Source organism: Calditrichota bacterium, from assembly GCA_013112635.1.
GTDB lineage: Bacteria > Calditrichota > Calditrichia > Calditrichales > J004 > JABFGF01.
On the sequence record JABFGF010000003.1, the window covers coordinates 430,034 to 448,145 of the forward strand.

The 18,112-nt window shown below is 36.6% G+C and carries 20 protein-coding genes; 9 read left to right on the forward strand and 11 right to left on the reverse strand.

The window, feature by feature from the left end:
* Positions 1–51: 51 nt before the first annotated feature.
* Positions 52–810 carry a hypothetical protein gene (locus HND50_11005; protein NOG45756.1) on the reverse strand — a complete coding sequence of 253 codons (759 nt, stop codon included), beginning with the start codon at positions 808–810 and terminating at the stop codon, positions 52–54.
* 142 nt (positions 811–952) lie between these two features.
* Here HND50_11005 and HND50_11010 point away from each other — a divergent pair, with 142 nt between their 5' ends.
* The 4 genes from HND50_11010 (at position 953) to HND50_11025 (ending at position 5,070) form a co-directional block, all read left to right on the forward strand.
* Positions 953–1,519 carry a sigma-70 family RNA polymerase sigma factor gene (locus tag HND50_11010; protein ID NOG45757.1) on the forward strand — a complete coding sequence of 189 codons (567 nt, stop codon included), beginning with the start codon at positions 953–955 and terminating at the stop codon, positions 1,517–1,519.
* Between the two features lie 119 nt (positions 1,520–1,638).
* A complete protein-coding gene (locus HND50_11015) occupies positions 1,639–1,956 on the forward strand; it encodes a GIY-YIG nuclease family protein (GenBank protein NOG45758.1) in 318 nt (105 codons plus the stop codon).
* 109 nt (positions 1,957–2,065) lie between these two features.
* Positions 2,066–4,576: a serine/threonine protein kinase gene (locus HND50_11020; GenBank protein NOG45759.1), complete on the forward strand. Its 2,511-nt coding sequence runs from the start codon at positions 2,066–2,068 to the stop codon at positions 4,574–4,576.
* 68 nt (positions 4,577–4,644) lie between these two features.
* On the forward strand, positions 4,645–5,070 hold the full coding sequence (locus tag HND50_11025) for an acyl-CoA thioesterase (protein NOG45760.1): 426 nt from the start codon (positions 4,645–4,647) through the stop codon (positions 5,068–5,070).
* A 20-nt stretch (positions 5,071–5,090) separates the two neighbouring features.
* Here the strand turns inward: HND50_11025 and HND50_11030 are convergent, their stop codons facing one another.
* Complete coding sequence (locus HND50_11030; GenBank protein ID NOG45761.1) at positions 5,091–5,399, reverse strand: thioredoxin family protein; 309 nt, start codon at positions 5,397–5,399, stop codon at positions 5,091–5,093.
* Between the two features lie 225 nt (positions 5,400–5,624).
* Here HND50_11030 and HND50_11035 point away from each other — a divergent pair, with 225 nt between their 5' ends.
* Positions 5,625–6,113: an Lrp/AsnC family transcriptional regulator gene (locus tag HND50_11035; GenBank protein NOG45762.1), complete on the forward strand. Its 489-nt coding sequence runs from the start codon at positions 5,625–5,627 to the stop codon at positions 6,111–6,113.
* A gap of 17 nt (positions 6,114–6,130) precedes the next feature.
* On the forward strand, positions 6,131–8,278 hold the full coding sequence (locus HND50_11040; GenBank protein NOG45763.1) for a glutamine synthetase type III: 2,148 nt from the start codon (positions 6,131–6,133) through the stop codon (positions 8,276–8,278).
* A 69-nt stretch (positions 8,279–8,347) separates the two neighbouring features.
* Here the strand turns inward: HND50_11040 and HND50_11045 are convergent, their stop codons facing one another.
* Positions 8,348–10,321 (reverse strand): ABC-F family ATP-binding cassette domain-containing protein, encoded by a 1,974-nt coding sequence (locus HND50_11045; GenBank protein ID NOG45764.1) that lies wholly within the window; start codon positions 10,319–10,321, stop codon positions 8,348–8,350.
* A gap of 113 nt (positions 10,322–10,434) precedes the next feature.
* Here HND50_11045 and HND50_11050 point away from each other — a divergent pair, with 113 nt between their 5' ends.
* The 3 genes from HND50_11050 to HND50_11060 are packed head-to-tail and all read left to right on the forward strand — an operon-like array spanning position 10,435 to position 11,948.
* The gene (locus tag HND50_11050) at positions 10,435–10,716 is read left to right on the forward strand and encodes a type II toxin-antitoxin system RelE/ParE family toxin (protein ID NOG45765.1); all 282 of its coding nucleotides are present in this window, start codon (positions 10,435–10,437) and stop codon (positions 10,714–10,716) included.
* Positions 10,717–10,725: 9 nt separating this feature from the next.
* Positions 10,726–11,019, forward strand: coding sequence for a HigA family addiction module antidote protein (locus HND50_11055; protein NOG45766.1), 294 nt, complete (start codon positions 10,726–10,728; stop codon positions 11,017–11,019).
* 8 nt (positions 11,020–11,027) lie between these two features.
* Positions 11,028–11,948, forward strand: a complete 921-nt coding sequence (locus tag HND50_11060; protein ID NOG45767.1) for a creatininase family protein — start codon at positions 11,028–11,030, stop codon at positions 11,946–11,948.
* A gap of 21 nt (positions 11,949–11,969) precedes the next feature.
* Here the strand turns inward: HND50_11060 and HND50_11065 are convergent, their stop codons facing one another.
* The 8 genes from HND50_11065 to HND50_11100 all read right to left on the reverse strand — a co-directional run bounded on the left by HND50_11065 (position 11,970) and on the right by HND50_11100 (position 17,897).
* Positions 11,970–12,944: an NAD(P)-dependent alcohol dehydrogenase gene (locus tag HND50_11065; protein ID NOG45768.1), complete on the reverse strand. Its 975-nt coding sequence runs from the start codon at positions 12,942–12,944 to the stop codon at positions 11,970–11,972.
* Positions 12,941–13,849, reverse strand: coding sequence for a radical SAM protein (locus tag HND50_11070; GenBank protein ID NOG45769.1), 909 nt, complete (start codon positions 13,847–13,849; stop codon positions 12,941–12,943). The genes HND50_11065 and HND50_11070 overlap by 4 nt, the downstream gene beginning before the upstream one ends.
* Before the next feature lie 10 nt (positions 13,850–13,859).
* A complete protein-coding gene (locus tag HND50_11075; GenBank protein NOG45770.1) occupies positions 13,860–14,231 on the reverse strand; it encodes a nuclear transport factor 2 family protein in 372 nt (123 codons plus the stop codon).
* Between the two features lie 26 nt (positions 14,232–14,257).
* Positions 14,258–14,770 carry a phospholipase gene (locus tag HND50_11080; GenBank protein NOG45771.1) on the reverse strand — a complete coding sequence of 171 codons (513 nt, stop codon included), beginning with the start codon at positions 14,768–14,770 and terminating at the stop codon, positions 14,258–14,260.
* 191 nt (positions 14,771–14,961) lie between these two features.
* On the reverse strand, positions 14,962–15,624 hold the full coding sequence (locus tag HND50_11085; GenBank protein ID NOG45772.1) for a DUF2867 domain-containing protein: 663 nt from the start codon (positions 15,622–15,624) through the stop codon (positions 14,962–14,964).
* Positions 15,621–16,034, reverse strand: a complete 414-nt coding sequence (locus tag HND50_11090) for a hypothetical protein (GenBank protein NOG45773.1) — start codon at positions 16,032–16,034, stop codon at positions 15,621–15,623. Before HND50_11090 ends, HND50_11085 begins: the two co-directional genes overlap by 4 nt.
* 110 nt (positions 16,035–16,144) lie before the next feature.
* Positions 16,145–16,789: a hypothetical protein gene (locus HND50_11095; GenBank protein NOG45774.1), complete on the reverse strand. Its 645-nt coding sequence runs from the start codon at positions 16,787–16,789 to the stop codon at positions 16,145–16,147.
* A gap of 178 nt (positions 16,790–16,967) precedes the next feature.
* Complete coding sequence (locus HND50_11100; protein NOG45775.1) at positions 16,968–17,897, reverse strand: hypothetical protein; 930 nt, start codon at positions 17,895–17,897, stop codon at positions 16,968–16,970.
* Positions 17,898–18,112 lie beyond the last annotated feature (215 nt).

Genomic DNA, 18,112 nt, shown 5'->3' on the forward strand with positions numbered 1-18,112 from the left:
TTGTCTTCTTTCTTTTTGAGTTTCATTTACTATTCATTTTTGTAAAAGATATCAATCCTTAATACAACGTACACCAAAGCCATTGTTATTATTATAATAGACACGGCTGATTTCTGTATGGTCCCGGTGTAGACCGCGCGCCCAACCATAAATATCTGATCCGTTATTATATACAGAGGATGTCCAAAAATAAGCTTGATGGGCAAGGCCAATAAAATTGGCATTGAGGCTGCTGCGAAACCCATTAGGTTGTGCTGTAAAACCATATTCGTTCGTTGCGTTTGCATTTGGAGCGACCCAATGAAGTGTACCAGATTCTTTGATTTTATCACCTTCATTTGTACCGCGCCACTGATTGTCATTTAACTCGCTTTCCGGAATACCGAGAAAAACTTCTAATTCTTTCCAATCGTCATCGGTGGCAACACGCCATCCATCCGGTGCAATATTTCGGCTATCCTGTGCGGCATACCCGTTGTATAATAATCCATACGTTATAATATTTGCGCCATGATGATCATATATTGAGTAACCACCTTCTGTTAAGGTCGTCCATTCATTGTCATCAGGAACATGCCTGATGGAATCCGCATTTCGATAGCGAGTTACCCTAAGGTTTTCTGTCATCCACCACTGTTTGCCGATCTTTATAGTTTGATATTCGTTGCCGTCAATATCTGTAACTGTACCCAGCGTTCCTGTTGGCAATCCATCATCATCATCTTCGATTGGGCTGGTTGAGTCATCTGAACATGCCAATATTAAAAACATTGAAAAAAGTAAAATAGAAATTAATGAATGCTTTTTCATTTTTTGAGCCTCTTTTTTAATAATTGTTTTCGTTTGCTACTATTTGTAAAGGGAAAAAAGAAATATGAATTGGCTCACAATAAAATATAATTTAGTGATTATCTTGCATTGAAAGAGACGCTAAGGAATAATATTTTAAGCCATGGCCCGGAACCTACAAACACAAGTAACCCAATTACTACAACAATTGAATAAAGGGAATGACAAGGCCCTTTCAGAGTTAGCCCCGGTTATTTACCAGGAGCTGAGAAGAATTGCTTCGGGTTATCTAAAAAAAGAATCTGGTAAGTACACACTTCAAACTACAGATTTGGTTCATGAAGCCTATCTCCGGCTTGTTGATGAAGCTTATCTTTCCTGGGAAAACCGCGTTCAGTTTTTTGCGATTGCAGCACGGGCAATGCGACAATTCCTGATTGCATATGCCAAAAAACAAAAAGCTATAAAGCGAGGTGGTACGCAGATTAATATTACTTTGGATGAAAATGCAGTCTCCAATGAAGAGAAGTCTTTACAAGTTTTGGCTTTGGATGATGCCTTATCACAGTTAGAGGTTTACGATGAGCGTTTAGGCCGTATTGTAGAATTGCGTTATTTTGCAGGGTTGACTATTGATGAAACCTCAAAAGCCATGGATATTTCTCCAGCGACTGTGAAACGTGAATGGACTACGGCCAAAGCCTGGCTTGCTAGTGAGATGTCTTTTTAGGGGGAAATAGAAGTGACTCGTTGGTTCGTCTCCGCTCACCATGAAGAGCGGGTTTGATTTTATTAGATATTGTTTTTACTTCATCCTGAGCGAAGACGAAGGATATTTGGAAATCAATAATGTCAAATTTATACAAAGCCTGGGTTTACATCTTAAAATGCTCGGATAACAGCTACTACACCGGAAAATCCCAAAACATAGATGTCAGAATTGAACAACATAACCAAGGAACATATAAAGGCTATACTTTTAACCGAAGACCCGTGTCTCTTATGTGGTCCGCAGGATTTAAAACATATAAAGACGCAATTATGTGTGAGCGTCAAATTAAAGGTTGGTCGCGGGCAAAGAAGGAAGCTTTGATCAATGGCGATATAGATCTATTATGTGAATTATCTGTTTGCAGGAATGAGTCACATTATAAAAACAAAAAATAGATGGTTCGTCTCCGCTCACCATGAAGAACAGTTTTAAATCAAGGCTAGTAATTGCAACTTCATCCTGAGCGAAGACGAAGGATAACCTCAATAAAAAATCAGGACAATTATGACATCTGAACAGTGGCAATTAATAAAAACCCTTTTTCAGGAAATGTTGGACCTTCCGGAAACGGAACGGGAATCGTATTTATCAAAAAATTGTGATGATAATGACGTTCGCGAAAAAGTTTCTCAAATGTTATCGGCGCATTCTGAGTCAGAGGATTTTTTAGAAACGCATAGTCTTGAAGTGAACATGTTTTCTGAATCTGATGAAAGTGCAGCACGATATATTGGCAGGCAAATTGGTCTTTATAAAATCGAAAAACATATCGGTGAAGGGGGCATGGGAAATGTTTTCCTTGCCGAACGTGATGATGATTTTCATAAAAAGGTTGCCCTTAAAATAATTAAACGCGGGATGGACACAGATGCTTTGTTAAAACGGTTCCGGCAGGAAAGGCAAATCCTTGCAAATTTGGTCCATCCAAATATTGCACGTTTACTGGATGGTGGAAGTACTGAAGATGGATTGCCTTATCTGGTTATGGAGTATATTGAGGGAATGCCAATTACGGATTATTGCGACAAGGAACATTTTACAATTAACCAACGCCTGAAAATATTTCGAAAAATATGCCAGGCGATTAACTATGCACACCAAAATCTGGTTGTTCACCGCGATATTAAACCAAACAATATTATTGTTACAAGCGAAGGTGTACCCAAGCTGTTAGATTTTGGAATTGCAAAACTGCTTGATCCTGACACAGGCGAATCACACGAGTTAACAATTGAGGGTTCGCGTATATCAACACCGGAATATGCCAGCCCGGAGCAGATTCAGGGAAAACCAATCAGTACTGCTTCAGATGTCTATTCACTCGGCATTTTACTGTATAACTTATTAACAGGTTATCGCCCATATCATTTTCTTGATCGCTCTCCAGCTGCAATTGAGAAGGTAGTTGTAGAGACAATACCTGCTAAACCCAGCTCTGTTTTAAAACAACCATCCATTAATAATCCAACAAAAAATAAAACTGAAAATGTAAACCCCGATGAGCAAAGTAGGTTACGTAAAACTTCTGTAGAAAAGCTTATTAAGCAATTAAATGGTGACCTGGATAATATTATTTTAAAGTCAATTCAGAAAGAACCGCAACGCCGCTACTTGTCCATTGAACAATTTTCTGAAGATATTGGAAGATACCAAAATGAACTCCCTGTTTCTGCGCGTAAAGATTCTACCAGTTACCGGGTTGGAAAATTTATTAGACGTCACCGTGTTAGCTTTGCGGCAGTAATAATTATTTTTTTAAGTTTGCTCTCCGGGATAGTTGGAATTTCCTGGCAGGCTCAAATAGCCAAAGAGGAAGAAGTAAAGGCACGGCAGACATTAAAATTTGTCGAAAAAACACTTGCTGCTGCAAATCCGTTAGAATCGGGTAAAGAGTTAACTGTGGAACAACTTTTAGATGAAGCAACAAAACGTATTCCAAATGAATTAAATGAACAACCGCAAATTGAATCAGAAATACGATCCATAGTTGGGGAAGCATATCAAAGCCTTGGACACTACGGAAAAGCCAGGACGCATTTTAAAAAAAATCTTGTGTTATTAGAAAGTTTTTATGGAAGCAAAAACTCGGCAGTTGCAAATGGTTATCGTGAACTTGCTGTTGTTGAGCATTACTCCGGAAATTATTCCAGAGCGGATAGTTTATATAGAAAAGCAATTAAATTATACCGGGAGATTGGTGAGGTTACGAGTGGAGACTATGCCATTGCTTTAAATGATTTTGGAACAATGGAACTGGATGAAGCGCGTTACGACAGTGCAATTATTGTGTTCGAGGAAAGCTTAAAACTAATGCATAGTTTCTTTGGAGAGAATCACTATCAGGTAGGCAGTGTGTATAATAACCTGGCATATGCTTATGATGATTTAGGCGATTATGACAAAGCAGACAGTATATATGCAAAGGCTCTTTCTGTTTTTAGGCATAATTATGGGGATGAACATCCGGAGATTGCAAACACATTAAATAACTATGCTTTTGTGAAACTAAATGTTGGCGATACACTGGCTTCATTGCAACTTCATGAGCAGGCCCTGGCCATGTGGCGTAAACTTGTTGGCGATGATAACCCTGAAGTCGCAACAACCCAGCACAATATTGCCGCTGTAACTTTTTATCAAAAGAATTATGCACTTGCAGAAAAAAAAGAACGAGAAGTAGTCAAGATTTTTCAAAAGATTTATGATGCAGGCCACCCATACCTTGGCAGCGCTTATTTTATGATGGGCAGGATATTAAATGCGCGGGAAAAATTTATTGAATCTGAAGAGTTCCTCAGAAATTCTTTAAAAATACGCCAAGCTAAATTGGGGGCAAATCATCCGGCAATTGCCAGTGCTTATTTTGAGTTGGGTAAAAGTTTGTTTGGTCAGAATGATTTAGGAAAAGCAAAGGAAATGCTTAAGAGTGCCGAACAAATTTACTCAGTCAATGGTGAAGCAGAAAAAGATGCTCTAAAGAAAACACGTGTATTGCTTGAGAAGTTAAATATATAAATACATATTTTAATTTCCCGGATTTATATGCTGAATTTATAACATTCATAAAGATTGGTAGAAATGAGATGTCTTCAATAAAAATAGATTTACCTCAAAATTATATTTTCGAAACTGAAATTCCTATTCGTATTACTGATATGAATTATGGAGGACATCTTGGCAATGATGTCTATCTTACAATAATCCACGAAGCAAGGGCACAGTTTTTAAAATCTCACGGTTATACTGAAATTGATATTGAAGGTGTTGGGGCTGTAGTTAATAATGCCGCCTTGGTTTATAAGGCGCAGGTTTTTTATGGAGATTTATTGACGATAAAGATTTCACTGGAAAATCCAGGACGAATGAGCTGTGATTTTAAATATCTGTTGGAAAATACAAAAACTGGCAAGGAAGTATGTCGCGCCCAAACAGGCTTTGTTTTTTTTAATTATGAAACCGGTAATATTGTTGAGATGCCTCAAAAATTCAGATCATTTTTTGAAAAATAAATTACCCAAAATTTAATTCATTAAATTAGTCTAGTCATACGTTCAAGAAATTGATGTACTTCAGATACTGAAAAATTGCGGCTCAATCTTTTACTTTCCTTACCCTCTACAAATATAAGAATCGATGGGACAGCAAATATAGAATACTGTCCTGCCAGTTCCGGTTGCTTGGTTGTATCAATATATTTAAAAACCACTTCGTTATAATTTTCTATCAATTTTTCAATTTTAGGTCTTAGAACTTTACAAACAGAGCATTGTGGAGTAGAAAAATAACTTATTACAATTGGATGGTTCTTTAAGAATTCGTCAAATTGATCTAACTGCATTTATATCTCACCAAATATTGTTTTAGTTTTTTTGATGTACAAAATATTTGATTGGTACATTTTTAAGCATCTACTCATATTCTTTTAATTTTTTTAACTATTCGTCCGTAAATATATAAACCTTTCAAGTGATTCTACCGAAAAACTTTAATAATTAAAGAAAAAATATTGCTTTGCTTAAATAAATTTATTATATACCGCACTCGTGTTTAACGATTAAAAAGAATGGAGCTAAAAATAGACAAAACAGATTTTCAAATTCTAAACATGTTACAACAGAAAGGACGCATGAAAAGAAGCGTTATAGCTGAACATGTAGGGCTAACTATTCCGGCTGTAAGTGAACGAATGCGCAAAATGGAAGAATCGGGTGTAATAAGAAATTATGCCTGTATTGCCGATGCCCGCAAACTTAACCTGGATATGATGGCTTTTGTATTTATCGCGACAGAATCATCAAAAAGCTACCAGATAATTATCGACCAGTCAGAAAAAGAACCGGAAATTCAGGAGTGCCACGCAATTACCGGTGGTGGATCACATCTTTTAAAGATTAGAACAGTCAATACAGAAAGTCTTGAAAAATTATTAGCGAGGATTCAATCGTGGAAAGGCGTTGTAAATACGACAACAGATATTGTGCTTTCCAGCCCAAAAGAAACTACAGCTTTATCGCTGGAACATTTAAAAACTAAAATTGAAAATAAAAAATAATAGAGGAAGGATTAGAAATGCCGGTTACTAATAATGATTTAAAACGTGATAACCTCATGGATTATTTTGGTATAAATACTTTTAATGATACGCTTATGCGCGAAAAATTGCCAAAAGAGACATATAAAAGTTTGCAAAATACAATCAAAAATGGTGCTAAGCTTGATAAGGAAGTAGCAGATACAGTAGCGCATGCCATGAAAGAATGGGCGCTGGAAAATGGAATCACCCATTTTACACATTGGTTTCAGCCGATGACCGGATTGACTGCTGAAAAACATGATGCATTTCTGGATATAAATGGTGATGGTGAGCCGATTCAGCGTTTTAGCGGAAATATGCTTATCCAGGGTGAGCCTGATGCCTCCAGCTTTCCAAGTGGTGGAATGCGTACAACATTCGAAGCTCGCGGTTACACTATGTGGGATCCATCAAGCCCGGCGTTTATTATGGAAGGACCCGGTGGTGGTATTTTATGTATCCCTTCAGTTTTTATTTCTTACAATGGTGAGGCACTGGATAAGAAAACACCTTTGTTGCGATCGATGAGCGTGCTGGATAAAGCAGCCTGTGACACACTAAAAATATTCGGCAGAGAAGTTACCAAAGTAACTACAACACTTGGCCCGGAACAGGAATACTTTTTGGTGGATAGTGATTATTACGACAGCCGTCCGGATTTGATCCTGGCAGGACGCACATTAATTGGCGCACAGCCACCAAAAGGCCAGGAAATGGAAGATCATTATTTTGGAAGTATAAAAGAACGTGTTTTGGAATTTATGCAGCTCGCCGAAAAAGAACTTTATAAATTGGGAATCCCGGCTAAAACACGTCATAACGAAGTGGCGCCACACCAGTTTGAGTTAGCGCCAATCTTTTCGGAAGCGAATATTTCTGCAGACAGAAACCAGCAGGTAATGGAGATATTAAAAAAGGTTGCTACACGATTGGATCTGGCTTTACTTCTTCATGAAAAACCCTTTGCCGGTGTAAATGGCAGTGGCAAACATCTTAACTGGTCTATGACAGACAGCGATGGACATAACCTTTTGGATCCTGGCCATACACCAAGTGAAAATGTACAGTTCCTTGTTTTTCTTGTTGCAATTTTAGATGCGGTTTATAGCTATTCAGATATTTTGCGTGCCACAATTGCTTCCACAGGAAATGATCATCGCCTTGGGGCAAACGAAGCACCACCGGCAATTATGTCTGTATTTCTTGGGTCTACCCTAAGTAATATTCTTGATAGTATCGAGAAGGGTGATGAACATGTTAGCAGAGAAAAAATTATTGATATGGGAATTTCAAACCTTCCAAGAATTCTGCAGGATAACACAGATCGTAACAGGACTTCACCTTTCGCTTTTACCGGGAATAAATTCGAGTTTCGGGCACTGGGCAGTACAGCCAGTATTTCCATGCCTGCCACTGTTTTAAATGCGGCTGTTGCAGAATCGCTCAACTCAATTATTGAAGAAATCAATTCTGAAAAAAAGGCAGGAAAAGATACAACAGATGCTTGTTTTGCAGCATTAAAAAAATATATTGCCAAAACGAAAGCTATCCGTTATGAAGGAAATAATTACTCGGATGAATGGGTAGTTGAAGCTGAAAAACGCGGCTTGCCAAATCTCAAAGATACACCTGCTTCACTTGAGGCATACCGTTTTGATAAAAATATAAAAATGCTTACCAGCATGGGGATTTTGTCCGAGGCAGAAATCGAATCCCGCTACAACACAAAACTTGAACGGTATTGCAACATCATAGCCATTGAGTACGAAACTTTAAAAACAATAGTCTCAACCATGGTTACACCTTCGGCTTTAGCTTATCAAAATAATGTGATCAGCGCAGTAAAAGGATTAAATGAGGTTAGTAGTTTACTGGGTGATGCTTCCGTGATTGATGAGCAAGCAAAATTATTAACAGAAGTAGCAGGCCAGGTAGCAGGGTTGTCAAAGACATCAGCTTTATTAAATGAGTTGACAGAAAAAGCTGAGGCACTTGATTCGGAAAAAGAGAAAGCGGCTTTTATTGCCGGGAAAGTCATTCCTGCAATGGATGCAGTTCGTGCACATAGTGATGCCTTAGAGGAGCTTGTACCGGATGATTTATGGCCCTTGCCAAAATATCGTGAAATGCTTTTTATAATGTAGGTTGCGATGCTGCTTTATTAATTATCATAATTAAAAACCTTCCGGGAATAAAAATTCTGGGAGGTTTTTTTATTGTAATGAATTTAGCAATTCTTCCAACTCCAAATGCTTTTGCTCCCACTCAATTTCAAGTGCAGGAATTTCAATATCGATTTGACCGTATTCCTTGTTCAGTTCTTTGCCTTTAACCGGATCATTATAGGTGTCAGGATCGGCCAGTTGATTTTCCAATTCACCTTTTCGCGATGTTAACAGATCGAGTTTATTTTCAATCTCATCAATCCGTTTTTGTAAAACATTTCGCTGTTTGCTAACAAGCTTACGTGCTTCAGCTTCTTCTCTTTTTTGCTCCTTGGATTTTCTTGAGCTGTTTGAACCTTTTATTTCAGTAACATTGGCAGGCTCAACTTTTTTATTTGAAGGAACCTGATTTTCAATTTCTTCCGGGTGATATTGTTTTCGTTTGTTCAGATAATATGAATAATTCCCCGGATAATCATACAATTTACTTTCTTTAATTTCTACTACACGCTTAACCAGGCGATCCAGAAAATAACGGTCGTGTGAGATAACCAAAAGAGTTCCGTCATAATCGCGCAGAGCATGTTCAAGTGCATCTTTGGAGGCCATATCCAGGTGATTTGTCGGCTCATCCATAATTAAAAAGTTGCATGGCGAAAGCAATATTTTGGCTAATGAAACACGTGCTTTTTCTCCTCCGGAAAGAACGCCTGTTTTTTTATTTACATCATCGCCGGTAAAACGGAAAATGCCAAGAATGTCGCGCAGTTTTGGTCTGAATGAAGGCGCTGCAGTTTCTTCCACTTCTTCATAAATGGTTTTGTTCAAATCTAATGCATCTACCTGATGCTGCGCATAGTAGCCTATGTTTACCCGCTCACCAACATGAAGCTGACCTTGTTGAGGAATCAATTCTTTGTGGATCAACCGGGTTAGTGTTGTTTTGCCCTGGCCATTATCGCCAACCAGAGCCAACTTTTCACCACGCACAATATTTAAATCGAAATCTTTAAAAACCTGGTTTTCGCCATAACTAAAAGCCAGATCAGAAATACTCAATACTTCTTTAAAGCTTTTTACATCGGCCTGGATTTGGAATGAAAATCTGGAAGTCTGTTCCGGTGGTTCGATGATTTCCATTTTTTCCAGCATTTTTACACGGCTTTGAACAGCAGCAGCTTTTGTGTTTTTATAGCGAAAACGATCAATAAACTTTTGGATTCGAGCCCGTTCTTCCTGTTGGGCTTGCCATGCTTTTATAAGCTGCTCAGTCATCAGCTCTTTTTTTTCTTCATAAAAATGATAATTGCCGGAATAGCTTGTAATCTTGCCTTTATCCATTTCGGCAATTTCATTTACCAGCCTGTCAAGAAAAAAACGATCATGCGAAATAATTATTATTGTTCCGGAAAATGTTTGCAGATAATCTTCAAGCCATTCCAGAGAACTTAAATCGAGATGGTTTGTCGGCTCATCCATTAAAAGCAGGTCAGGTGCCTGAAGCAGCAAACGACATAAATGAACACGCATTCGCCAGCCGCCGCTAAATTCGCTGATTATCCTGTCAAAATCACCATCTTTAAATCCTAAACCGCTTAATATTTTTTTTGCTTCCGATTCAATCTGGTATCCACCGAGCAGGGAAAAGCGATCTTCCAACAGGCCCAGTTTTTTTAACAAAGCCGGATTCCCATCATCGGCATCAAGCTGTTTATGGGTGTTTTTAAGTTCGTGTTCAATTTGAATCAGTTCCGGATTTCCGGTCATCACAATATCAAGAATGGATTTTTCTTCAAAGATTATTTCTTCCTGTGGCAGATAGCCAATGGAATAATTTTTGGGTATAGAAATTGATCCGCCGGTTGGCTCGTATTCATTGGTCAGGATTCTTAAAAAGGTTGTCTTACCGGCACCATTTGGCCCAATTAGTCCTATTCGCCTGTTTGGTTTAATCGTCCATGTGATATTTCTTAGCAGATTTAAATCGCCAATGGAAAATGAAAGATTGTTTATTTGCAGCATATTTTTCGTGAAATTATAATGGGGCTAAAATGTAAGCAGTACTCAATTTGGATGAAAGTTAAAACAAAATAAAATTTATTTGAAATTATTGTCGTTTGGCGTTAATATCAAATATGATTAAATCGTTTAGAGATAAAGAGACCGAATTGATCTGGAATCAAAAAGTTTCAAAAAAGTATGCATTAAATCTACAAAAAATAGCCTTAAGAAAACTATTCATTATTCATGCGGCAAAAAATTTAAATGATTTAAAGATTCCACCAGCAAACTGTTTGGAAAAACTTAAAGGAAGCCGAAAAGGCCAATATAGCATTCGAATAAACAATCAATGGCGCATTTGTTTTATATGGAAAGAGTCCGATGCATATCAAGTAGAAATAGTAGATTATCATTAAGGAAATGAAATGAGCAAATTACCAAACATCCATCCCGGAGAAATATTGCGTGAAGAATTTTTACGGGAACTTGGGATAACATCATACCGGTTAGCCAAAGAAACCAAAATGCCTCCAACACGAATTTCTCAAATTGTCCGCGAGAAACGCCGTATTACCCCAGATACAGCTCTCCGGTTATCTAAGTTTTTTAGCAACTCGGCTGAATTCTGGTTAAATTTACAAATGGAATTTGACTTGAGGGAGGGTAGGTCACAAATAAAAAACGAACTTGATTCTATCAACCATTTCCAAGCGATTTGATTATTTCAATGAAAAAAAACTACCTTGCTTTTGAAGATTTAACTGCTCTTGAACTTGATGCCCTCAATCGTGAAAAAACGGTTTTTCTACTTTCCGTAAGCTTGCTGGAAGAGCATGGCCCGCATCTGCCTTTTGGCGTAGATGTATTTGTTGCCGAGTTTATGGCTGAAAAACTAATGGATGAAATAAGTGAAAATCATAATGATTTTACAATTGTAAAATTTCCGCCTCTTCACGTTGGCAGTGGTGGCATTCGCTGGTTGGGTACAATTAACAGCAAGCAGCGCACGATGCGTAAAATCGTTTATGACTATTGCTCACATCTTGGGAAACATGGTTTTAAATATGTGCTGCTTTCAAATGGTCATGGCGGGTTAGGTCATGTAGTTGCCCTCGAAGAAGCTGCCCGAAAATGCTCCAGAAAATACAATATGTCCGTTATTTCACCGAGTGGAAATGTTGCCTTTAATCTGATGACCGGGGAATATATCCATGAGATTGAAGCTATTTTGGGATCGGAGTTTTCAGAGCAGGAGAAGGAAAATATAAAAAATGATTCCCATGCCGGCTGGTGGGAAACAAGTGTAATGCTTTTGATGAAACCTCACCTGGTAAAGGATTCATTTAAGAAGTTGGAGCCTTATGTTTTAACACGGGGGCAGCGCATGCGCAACAAAGTCTATCCCGGTGACCAGGGCTTTCGTGGTTATCCTGCTAAGGCTACAAAAGAATATGCGCAGGCCGTTGTGGATGTAATGGTGAAGCATACAATGGAACTTGTGAATGAATGGCTGGCTGGTAAGGATATGAAGAAAAAGGCATCGTCACCTCTTTATAATATGCTTTTTTTTAGAACAAATTTTGATAGAACCGTTATTTTTTCTGTGCTGATAATTTTTGTCATTATCTGCTATTTTGTATTTAGATAAGAGACCTGGAAAAAATCAGTTTTATTTTTCTTCCTGATTTATTCGTATTACAATTTTCCCTTTTACATTTTCCTCAATAAGTACTTTAAAAGCTTCAGGCGTCTCATCCAATTTGAATGTTCTGTCAACAACCGGTTTAATTTTTCCGGATTCAATAAATTGTATTATGTCAGCTAATCCTTTGTTTGGTTTTGCGCCGAGGATGCCCATTTTCCTTTTCCCGGTTAATGAAATTATTGATCCAAAAACAGCAGTTTGAAGTAGATGAGGAATGTTTCCACCAACCATTATGTAGACACCTTTTTTTGTAAGCGCGCGTTTATAATGAAAAATTGAGTGACTTGCAATGAGATCGAGAATCAAATCATATTTTTGCCTGTTCTCAGTAAAATCTTCCTGGGTATAATCTATAACTTCATCAGCGCCAAGTAAACGCATCAGCTCAAACTTCTGTAAACTATCGACGCAGGTAACATGGGCACCAAATAATTTTGCCAATTGAACTGCAAAACTGCCAGACCCACCACCGGCACCGTTTATCAATACCTTTTGCCCCGGTTGCACTTTTCCATTATCACGAAGTCCCTGAAGGGCCACAAGTGCAGCTTGCGGAATGGAGGAAGCTTTTTCAAATGATATACTTCCCGGTTTTAATAAAAGCCTGTTTGCGGGTACACAAACATATTCAGCCAATCCTCCCCAGAAATCAAAGATATCACCGAATACAGCATCTCCCTTTTTAAACTCTTTTACTTCTTCTCCACAAGCTTCAACAACGCCGGCAATATCGGAACCAAGGATGGTTTTTCCGGGCTTAAATAATCCCCACATTCTAGTATAAAACGGACGTCCTTTTAGAAACTCACCATCGGATGCGTTAAGCGATGTGGCATATATTTTTATTAAAACTTCATTACTTTTTGGAACAGGTTTATCGATATCTTTTAATTTTAAAACTTCCGGATTTCCATATTGGCTATAAACGATGGCTTTCATAACTGACCTTTGATTGCAGCTGCTAAAATATTGTCATTTAAATTATACTCTAAACTAAGCTCTTTCATTTTTTTGTGAAAGGCATTTCTGTAATAATACGGCATTTCTGAATTGTCAGAAAAAAACTTTTTGTACTTTTCTTCCAATTCAGGGTAATGTTTTTTTATAGCATTTAACATTAAAACCTTACTGCTGGATTTTTCATTACCAAAAAGTGTAATTGTGGCAGGCAAAAGATAGTGAACCTTTTTCTTTTTTAAAGTTGAAAAAAGTAAGTATAATTGTTTGGTTGTATCAGAAATATATGGGAAAAATGGCATCATGGTTACACCGCTTAAAAATCCACGCTGTACTGTTTTGTCGAGAATACTTAACCTTGCTGATGGCTTGGTTGCACCCGGCTCAAAAATGGCTGCTACATCATCATTCATCGAAGAAAAAGAAAAACTAATTATTGCGCCTCTTCCCAAATGCTTTAAATCGTCAGGCAGAATCGCTGACTTGTCTATTTGATTTAGTAAATCAAAATCACGTTCAATTAAATCTGATTTTGTGATTATATGAACTGGGAATTTGTGTTTGAGAATTACTTTGAGTGCATTCCGGGTTATTTCGTATTTCTCTTCCATTTGAAGATAGGGTTCTGTGGCCGAAGATAAAGCTATAATTCCATATTGATTTTTTTTAGCCCGATTTGCCAGTTGCCTGTCTAATAATTCAATCGCATTTATTTTAACGGAAAGGCTTTTTTCAAGATTGTTGCCATACTTGCTTCCACGGATGTAGCAGTAAAGGCAGTTGAATGAGCAGGCGCTGTAGGGATTAAAAGTATAGTCATCTAAAAACCAGCTATCACGTTTTTTAGATTTGTTGAGTACAGATTTAACATGAATCTCTTTTGCCATAAGGGGTTGCTTAAACTTTGGAGGGATTATCAAGCTTTCGGTCTTCACGAATCTCACCAATATGATAATGAGCAATTATTTCTTCAATCAAATCATTATTTATATAATACCATTCACTAACATTCAACGCAAAATCGCCTTGTTTTGCCGTGTAGCGCACACAGGCCTTCTTTTCGGAATAGATCTCATCGTGGATTTCAAAACTATAACCCAGAAATTTATCTTTATTTTCTTGTACCAGGCTAATATAATTCTCTTTGCCTTCTGTGGTCCCAAAAGGGCTAGTGTGCTTGAATTTTTCTGACACTGGTAAGTTGAGGAAATCGCCATCTTCCCATTTATCAAACCACACTTTAACAAGGTTTTGTGTTTCTTTGCCCATGAAGATGTTTCCAGGTTAATTTGATTTTACAAAATTGGATCGGGACAGAACTCTTTGCGTTTACAATCTTTGCAAAAACCTCCCATCCACACTTCATCAAATTGCTTCATTATAGAATCAATAAACGCAGGATCCGTTGTGACAATTCCAGATTCAAAATTGCGCTTATCTTTACTTTTCATCCCCAATCCCGCGCTGGTAAGGTTAGCTGATCCGGAATAAGCAAGTTCTCCATCGATAACAATTTGTTTAAAATGAACCCTGGGGCATAATTGCATTTCTATGCTTTCCCACAATCTGGGATATTTATCAAAACTTTTTCTAAAATTTGGGCCGGGCTCTTTTGCGTGTAGAATGCGGATGGCAACATTTTTTTTTATCAGCGAGTTAAGGACAGCCAAAAATGAAACAACAGAACTACCCTGACGCACATGCATATCTTTAATGTCAGCAGTGGCGATCCAGACAAAATTATTTGCTTGTGCAATGGGTTCAATGGCTTCTTTGTAAAGCTCATCGTTTATGATAAATTTGGTGATCATACTTCCGGTGAGAATGTTTAGGTTTTTTCATGGTAACGGTTGGTATAAGGATAGTAACGGACTGAAATGTACTTGCTTTTCGGTTTAGCACTTAGCCAAAATTTATAATTATACCGTTATCTTTCTTTAAACCATCAAATTGTAATTTGGCGGACTTTGTTAATATGTACCAACTTTGAATTTGGCACTTAACCCTTATTATTTTTATACATTGTTGTGCGTTCGTTATTTTTATATTTATTCCATTTTTTCACATACCCATTGAATAAGTATGGATAAACAATCCAATATTTGAACGGTTTGATTAACCAAATATAGAATTTTCCATACTTTGTCCTATGCTTTACATAAGAAGCCATTTGTACTTTATAGCATTCATTATTTGTCTTTACCCAACCATAATGCATTAGAGTGTGTTCTGTTGCGTTTGAAATTTCGTTAACCGTTTCATTTTCCATTGAATAAACTGTCCTAAAGTCAAAATAATTTTCTGTTCGCAGGTCAATGTTTAGTTCAGACGAATGCTTTTCTTTTTGTATTTCAGTTAATCGTTCCGCAAAAGTAATTTCATTACAATCAGGTATCGAAAGTTCATTAACATTTTTATCTAAACTAAAAACTTTACCAACTAAAGCTCTAAAATAAAACAATAATCCAGTTGGCGTAAAGTTGAAAACATTTTTTAAAGTGGGTTCAATTGCTGTTTTTCTAAACTTATATAAACTATCATTTTCGGTTGGTTTAAAACATATTGGATATTCCCAAACATCTAGCAATTCAAAATCTTTCGCTAAATCTTGAATTATAAAATTATTTTCAAAATGTTTTCTGTTAGGAATTCGATAATTCATTTCTCTACTTTGCTATTCTGCTTATTTCGTTGAATTAGCATATAAATTGCGTGCGGTAACATTAAAAATGTCATTCCAGAAAATGGTATCATAAAAACACCAAGTAAAACTATAATCAAATATGCCCAAATGAAGTTTTTTGGTATTAGACCATTTGTTCTCTCAATGTAACCAACTAAAATTCCGAGCGGAATGAGTAAAAGTCCATAATAGAAAAACCAAAAAGCAGCAAAATTTTCGTAATTCATCTGTCCTTTAAGCAGTGGAAACTCAAATAATCCTTCACTTATTTTGAAAAAGAATTTGTCTGCGAATCCAGAAAATTGTTTTCCAAAAGCAAAAGGGGAAATACCTAAAAGTGGGTGAATAATCCCAAAGAATATTAAAATCTTTCCATTTGTTATTTTCATAATTTACTTCTGTCGTTTCAGTTTTGGTCTAACGTTTGTGTATGGTGTCGTAGGGCAGTAGAAAGCACTAAACTTTAGATCACCAAGAGCCCTATTTGCTATATACCGTGTTAGGCGGTCGATTTTCTTTTTTTCAAGAATTTTTCTGCCTTACTTTTTGTTCCTTTCCAAGGATTATTCAGATTTTTCTCAACGAATTGCATTACCATATCTTTATATTCCAATTTATTGAACATTTTATCAAACGAGCTAATTACATGTCCGATAAGAATATTTTTACATTCTTTAGTTTTGTATTTAGTTTGAGAAACTGTCAAAAGTTGGTTGGTGATATTTTCGGTTAAATGAGGTTTTGCTTTTGCAATGATAATTGAACCTTTACTTACATTAGCCGCTGGTGTCATTTCTGGATCACGAATAAATGAATAAAACTTGTCAAAGATTTTGTCAAATTTTTTCTGACTATCAACTTTTGAAAGGTTTGAAATCATCTTTATGCTTCCGAGTTTAAAAATGTTGTTGTCAGAGTTTAGGTATTCAACAAATAAGTCAAAATGAGGATATAATAATTCGGGTTTCTTCTCACTAATTAAAACAAGAGTATTGAAACAACCGTATTTAATTCTCACATTCTTGTTTTGAACACCTTCCAGCAAATAAGAAACAAGCTCAGGGTTTTTGTCCGCTTCTGTAGCTATTCTATCAAGGTTTCTGTCCTTTGGAATTAATGAATCAAATATTTTTTCCTTTTCCATATCAGAATCTTTTTGTTCATACTTTCGGTTTTTATAATGCCGCCTAACGATTTGTATAAATACTGGCCGGAAATTCGGAGCCAAAACTTATCAATTCGTTAAGCTGTTAAATATAGCTATTTCGTTGCAATTTAGCACTTTCCCCGGCTTGGATTTATACGTTGTTGTACGCTGGCTGCTACTCTACATTTATCATGTCTTTAGTTAATTCAGCCAATGGTATCAATGCTAATTTCTGCTTGCTACTACCCGTCATCATCCCTTTTTGAGTAGTCTCTAAAATCCCATTATAATTAGTCCAACGACCTTCTGAGACAGAAAATTCTGCAATACCATTAAAATCCATTGATAGTGAAGTCTGGACTTTTTTATTAGTCATTGGATTTTTTATGAATCCTTCTGCATGTTCAGAAATATCATATTTAAGAACAACAATAGTATCATTTTGCTCCACAAGTATATCAATCAATTCAACTCTGTTATCACTATTTGCCGATTTACATACAAAAGATTGGTCAAATTGAAGGTAACTAACTCCTAATGCCCAAGTATCTCCTAATCCTACTGGTTTATTCGGCAACTCAAAGAACATAGCTATAAGATTCTTTTGTGCACTTTTTAGATAGAAGCTTTGTATTTGTCCATTCTCATTAATTTCTCCCCTTAACATAACACCTTTCATCATGCTTGATGGTTCGAAACTTTTGAGGTCAAGTGGTTTGGATTCACTTTCCTTGTATCCTTCGGTAAACATTTTAGTCTCAATATTACCTCGGTCATTCCACTGCATAGTTGTTATGAATGATGTCTTCTCAAATTCTTTTCTTAGTCCCTCGAAAACCTTCTTAATTTCATCCTTGGGCATATCATTATCTCCAAAATCAATTTCAAAATCACTACTCTGAACTTGTTCCATCGCAGTTTTATATCCAATGGTTTCATCAGTTTTAAGTTTCCATTTAAGAGTTATTCCATCTGCATTAGTAATTGGCTCTCTATTAAGTTTTGAATCATGCTTATGTTTTTCAATCTGCGCTTTAGTATCAAACTTATCTTTTTGCCCATTTGATGAGCAGCTTAATAATATTAAGAAAACTGGAATTATCATTATTGTTCTTTTCATATGTAGTATGTTTTTTTAGCTTGCGTACAACATCTTGCTATACGTATTGCGTATAGCGGGAATATGTATTAGTTTTAGTTGCGTTTAGCGAGAAATATAGCTTGTCAAAAATGAAAAAACAAATCATACTTAGCACGTTTGAAAAAAAACTTACTATAGCAAATTATTCCAATCAAACGATTAAAAACTATCTTTCGGCA

Coding starts and splice junctions, on each gene's coding strand:
- HND50_11010 (NOG45757.1), top strand. CDS start 953: ATGGCCCGGAACCTACAAACACAAGTAACCCAATTACTACAACAATTG.
- HND50_11015 (NOG45758.1), top strand. CDS start 1,639: ATGTCAAATTTATACAAAGCCTGGGTTTACATCTTAAAATGCTCGGAT.
- HND50_11060 (NOG45767.1), top strand. CDS start 11,028: ATGAAAAAAAACTACCTTGCTTTTGAAGATTTAACTGCTCTTGAACTT.
- HND50_11025 (NOG45760.1), top strand. CDS start 4,645: ATGTCTTCAATAAAAATAGATTTACCTCAAAATTATATTTTCGAAACT.
- HND50_11100 (NOG45775.1), bottom strand. CDS start 17,897: ATGATAATTCCAGTTTTCTTAATATTATTAAGCTGCTCATCAAATGGG.
- HND50_11090 (NOG45773.1), bottom strand. CDS start 16,034: ATGAAAATAACAAATGGAAAGATTTTAATATTCTTTGGGATTATTCAC.
- HND50_11005 (NOG45756.1), bottom strand. CDS start 810: ATGAAAAAGCATTCATTAATTTCTATTTTACTTTTTTCAATGTTTTTA.
- HND50_11035 (NOG45762.1), top strand. CDS start 5,625: ATGGAGCTAAAAATAGACAAAACAGATTTTCAAATTCTAAACATGTTA.
- HND50_11030 (NOG45761.1), bottom strand. CDS start 5,399: ATGCAGTTAGATCAATTTGACGAATTCTTAAAGAACCATCCAATTGTA.
- HND50_11050 (NOG45765.1), top strand. CDS start 10,435: ATGATTAAATCGTTTAGAGATAAAGAGACCGAATTGATCTGGAATCAA.
- HND50_11055 (NOG45766.1), top strand. CDS start 10,726: ATGAGCAAATTACCAAACATCCATCCCGGAGAAATATTGCGTGAAGAA.
- HND50_11085 (NOG45772.1), bottom strand. CDS start 15,624: ATGAATTATCGAATTCCTAACAGAAAACATTTTGAAAATAATTTTATA.
- HND50_11045 (NOG45764.1), bottom strand. CDS start 10,321: ATGCTGCAAATAAACAATCTTTCATTTTCCATTGGCGATTTAAATCTG.
- HND50_11040 (NOG45763.1), top strand. CDS start 6,131: ATGCCGGTTACTAATAATGATTTAAAACGTGATAACCTCATGGATTAT.
- HND50_11075 (NOG45770.1), bottom strand. CDS start 14,231: ATGGGCAAAGAAACACAAAACCTTGTTAAAGTGTGGTTTGATAAATGG.
- HND50_11020 (NOG45759.1), top strand. CDS start 2,066: ATGACATCTGAACAGTGGCAATTAATAAAAACCCTTTTTCAGGAAATG.
- HND50_11095 (NOG45774.1), bottom strand. CDS start 16,789: ATGGAAAAGGAAAAAATATTTGATTCATTAATTCCAAAGGACAGAAAC.
- HND50_11070 (NOG45769.1), bottom strand. CDS start 13,849: ATGGCAAAAGAGATTCATGTTAAATCTGTACTCAACAAATCTAAAAAA.
- HND50_11065 (NOG45768.1), bottom strand. CDS start 12,944: ATGAAAGCCATCGTTTATAGCCAATATGGAAATCCGGAAGTTTTAAAA.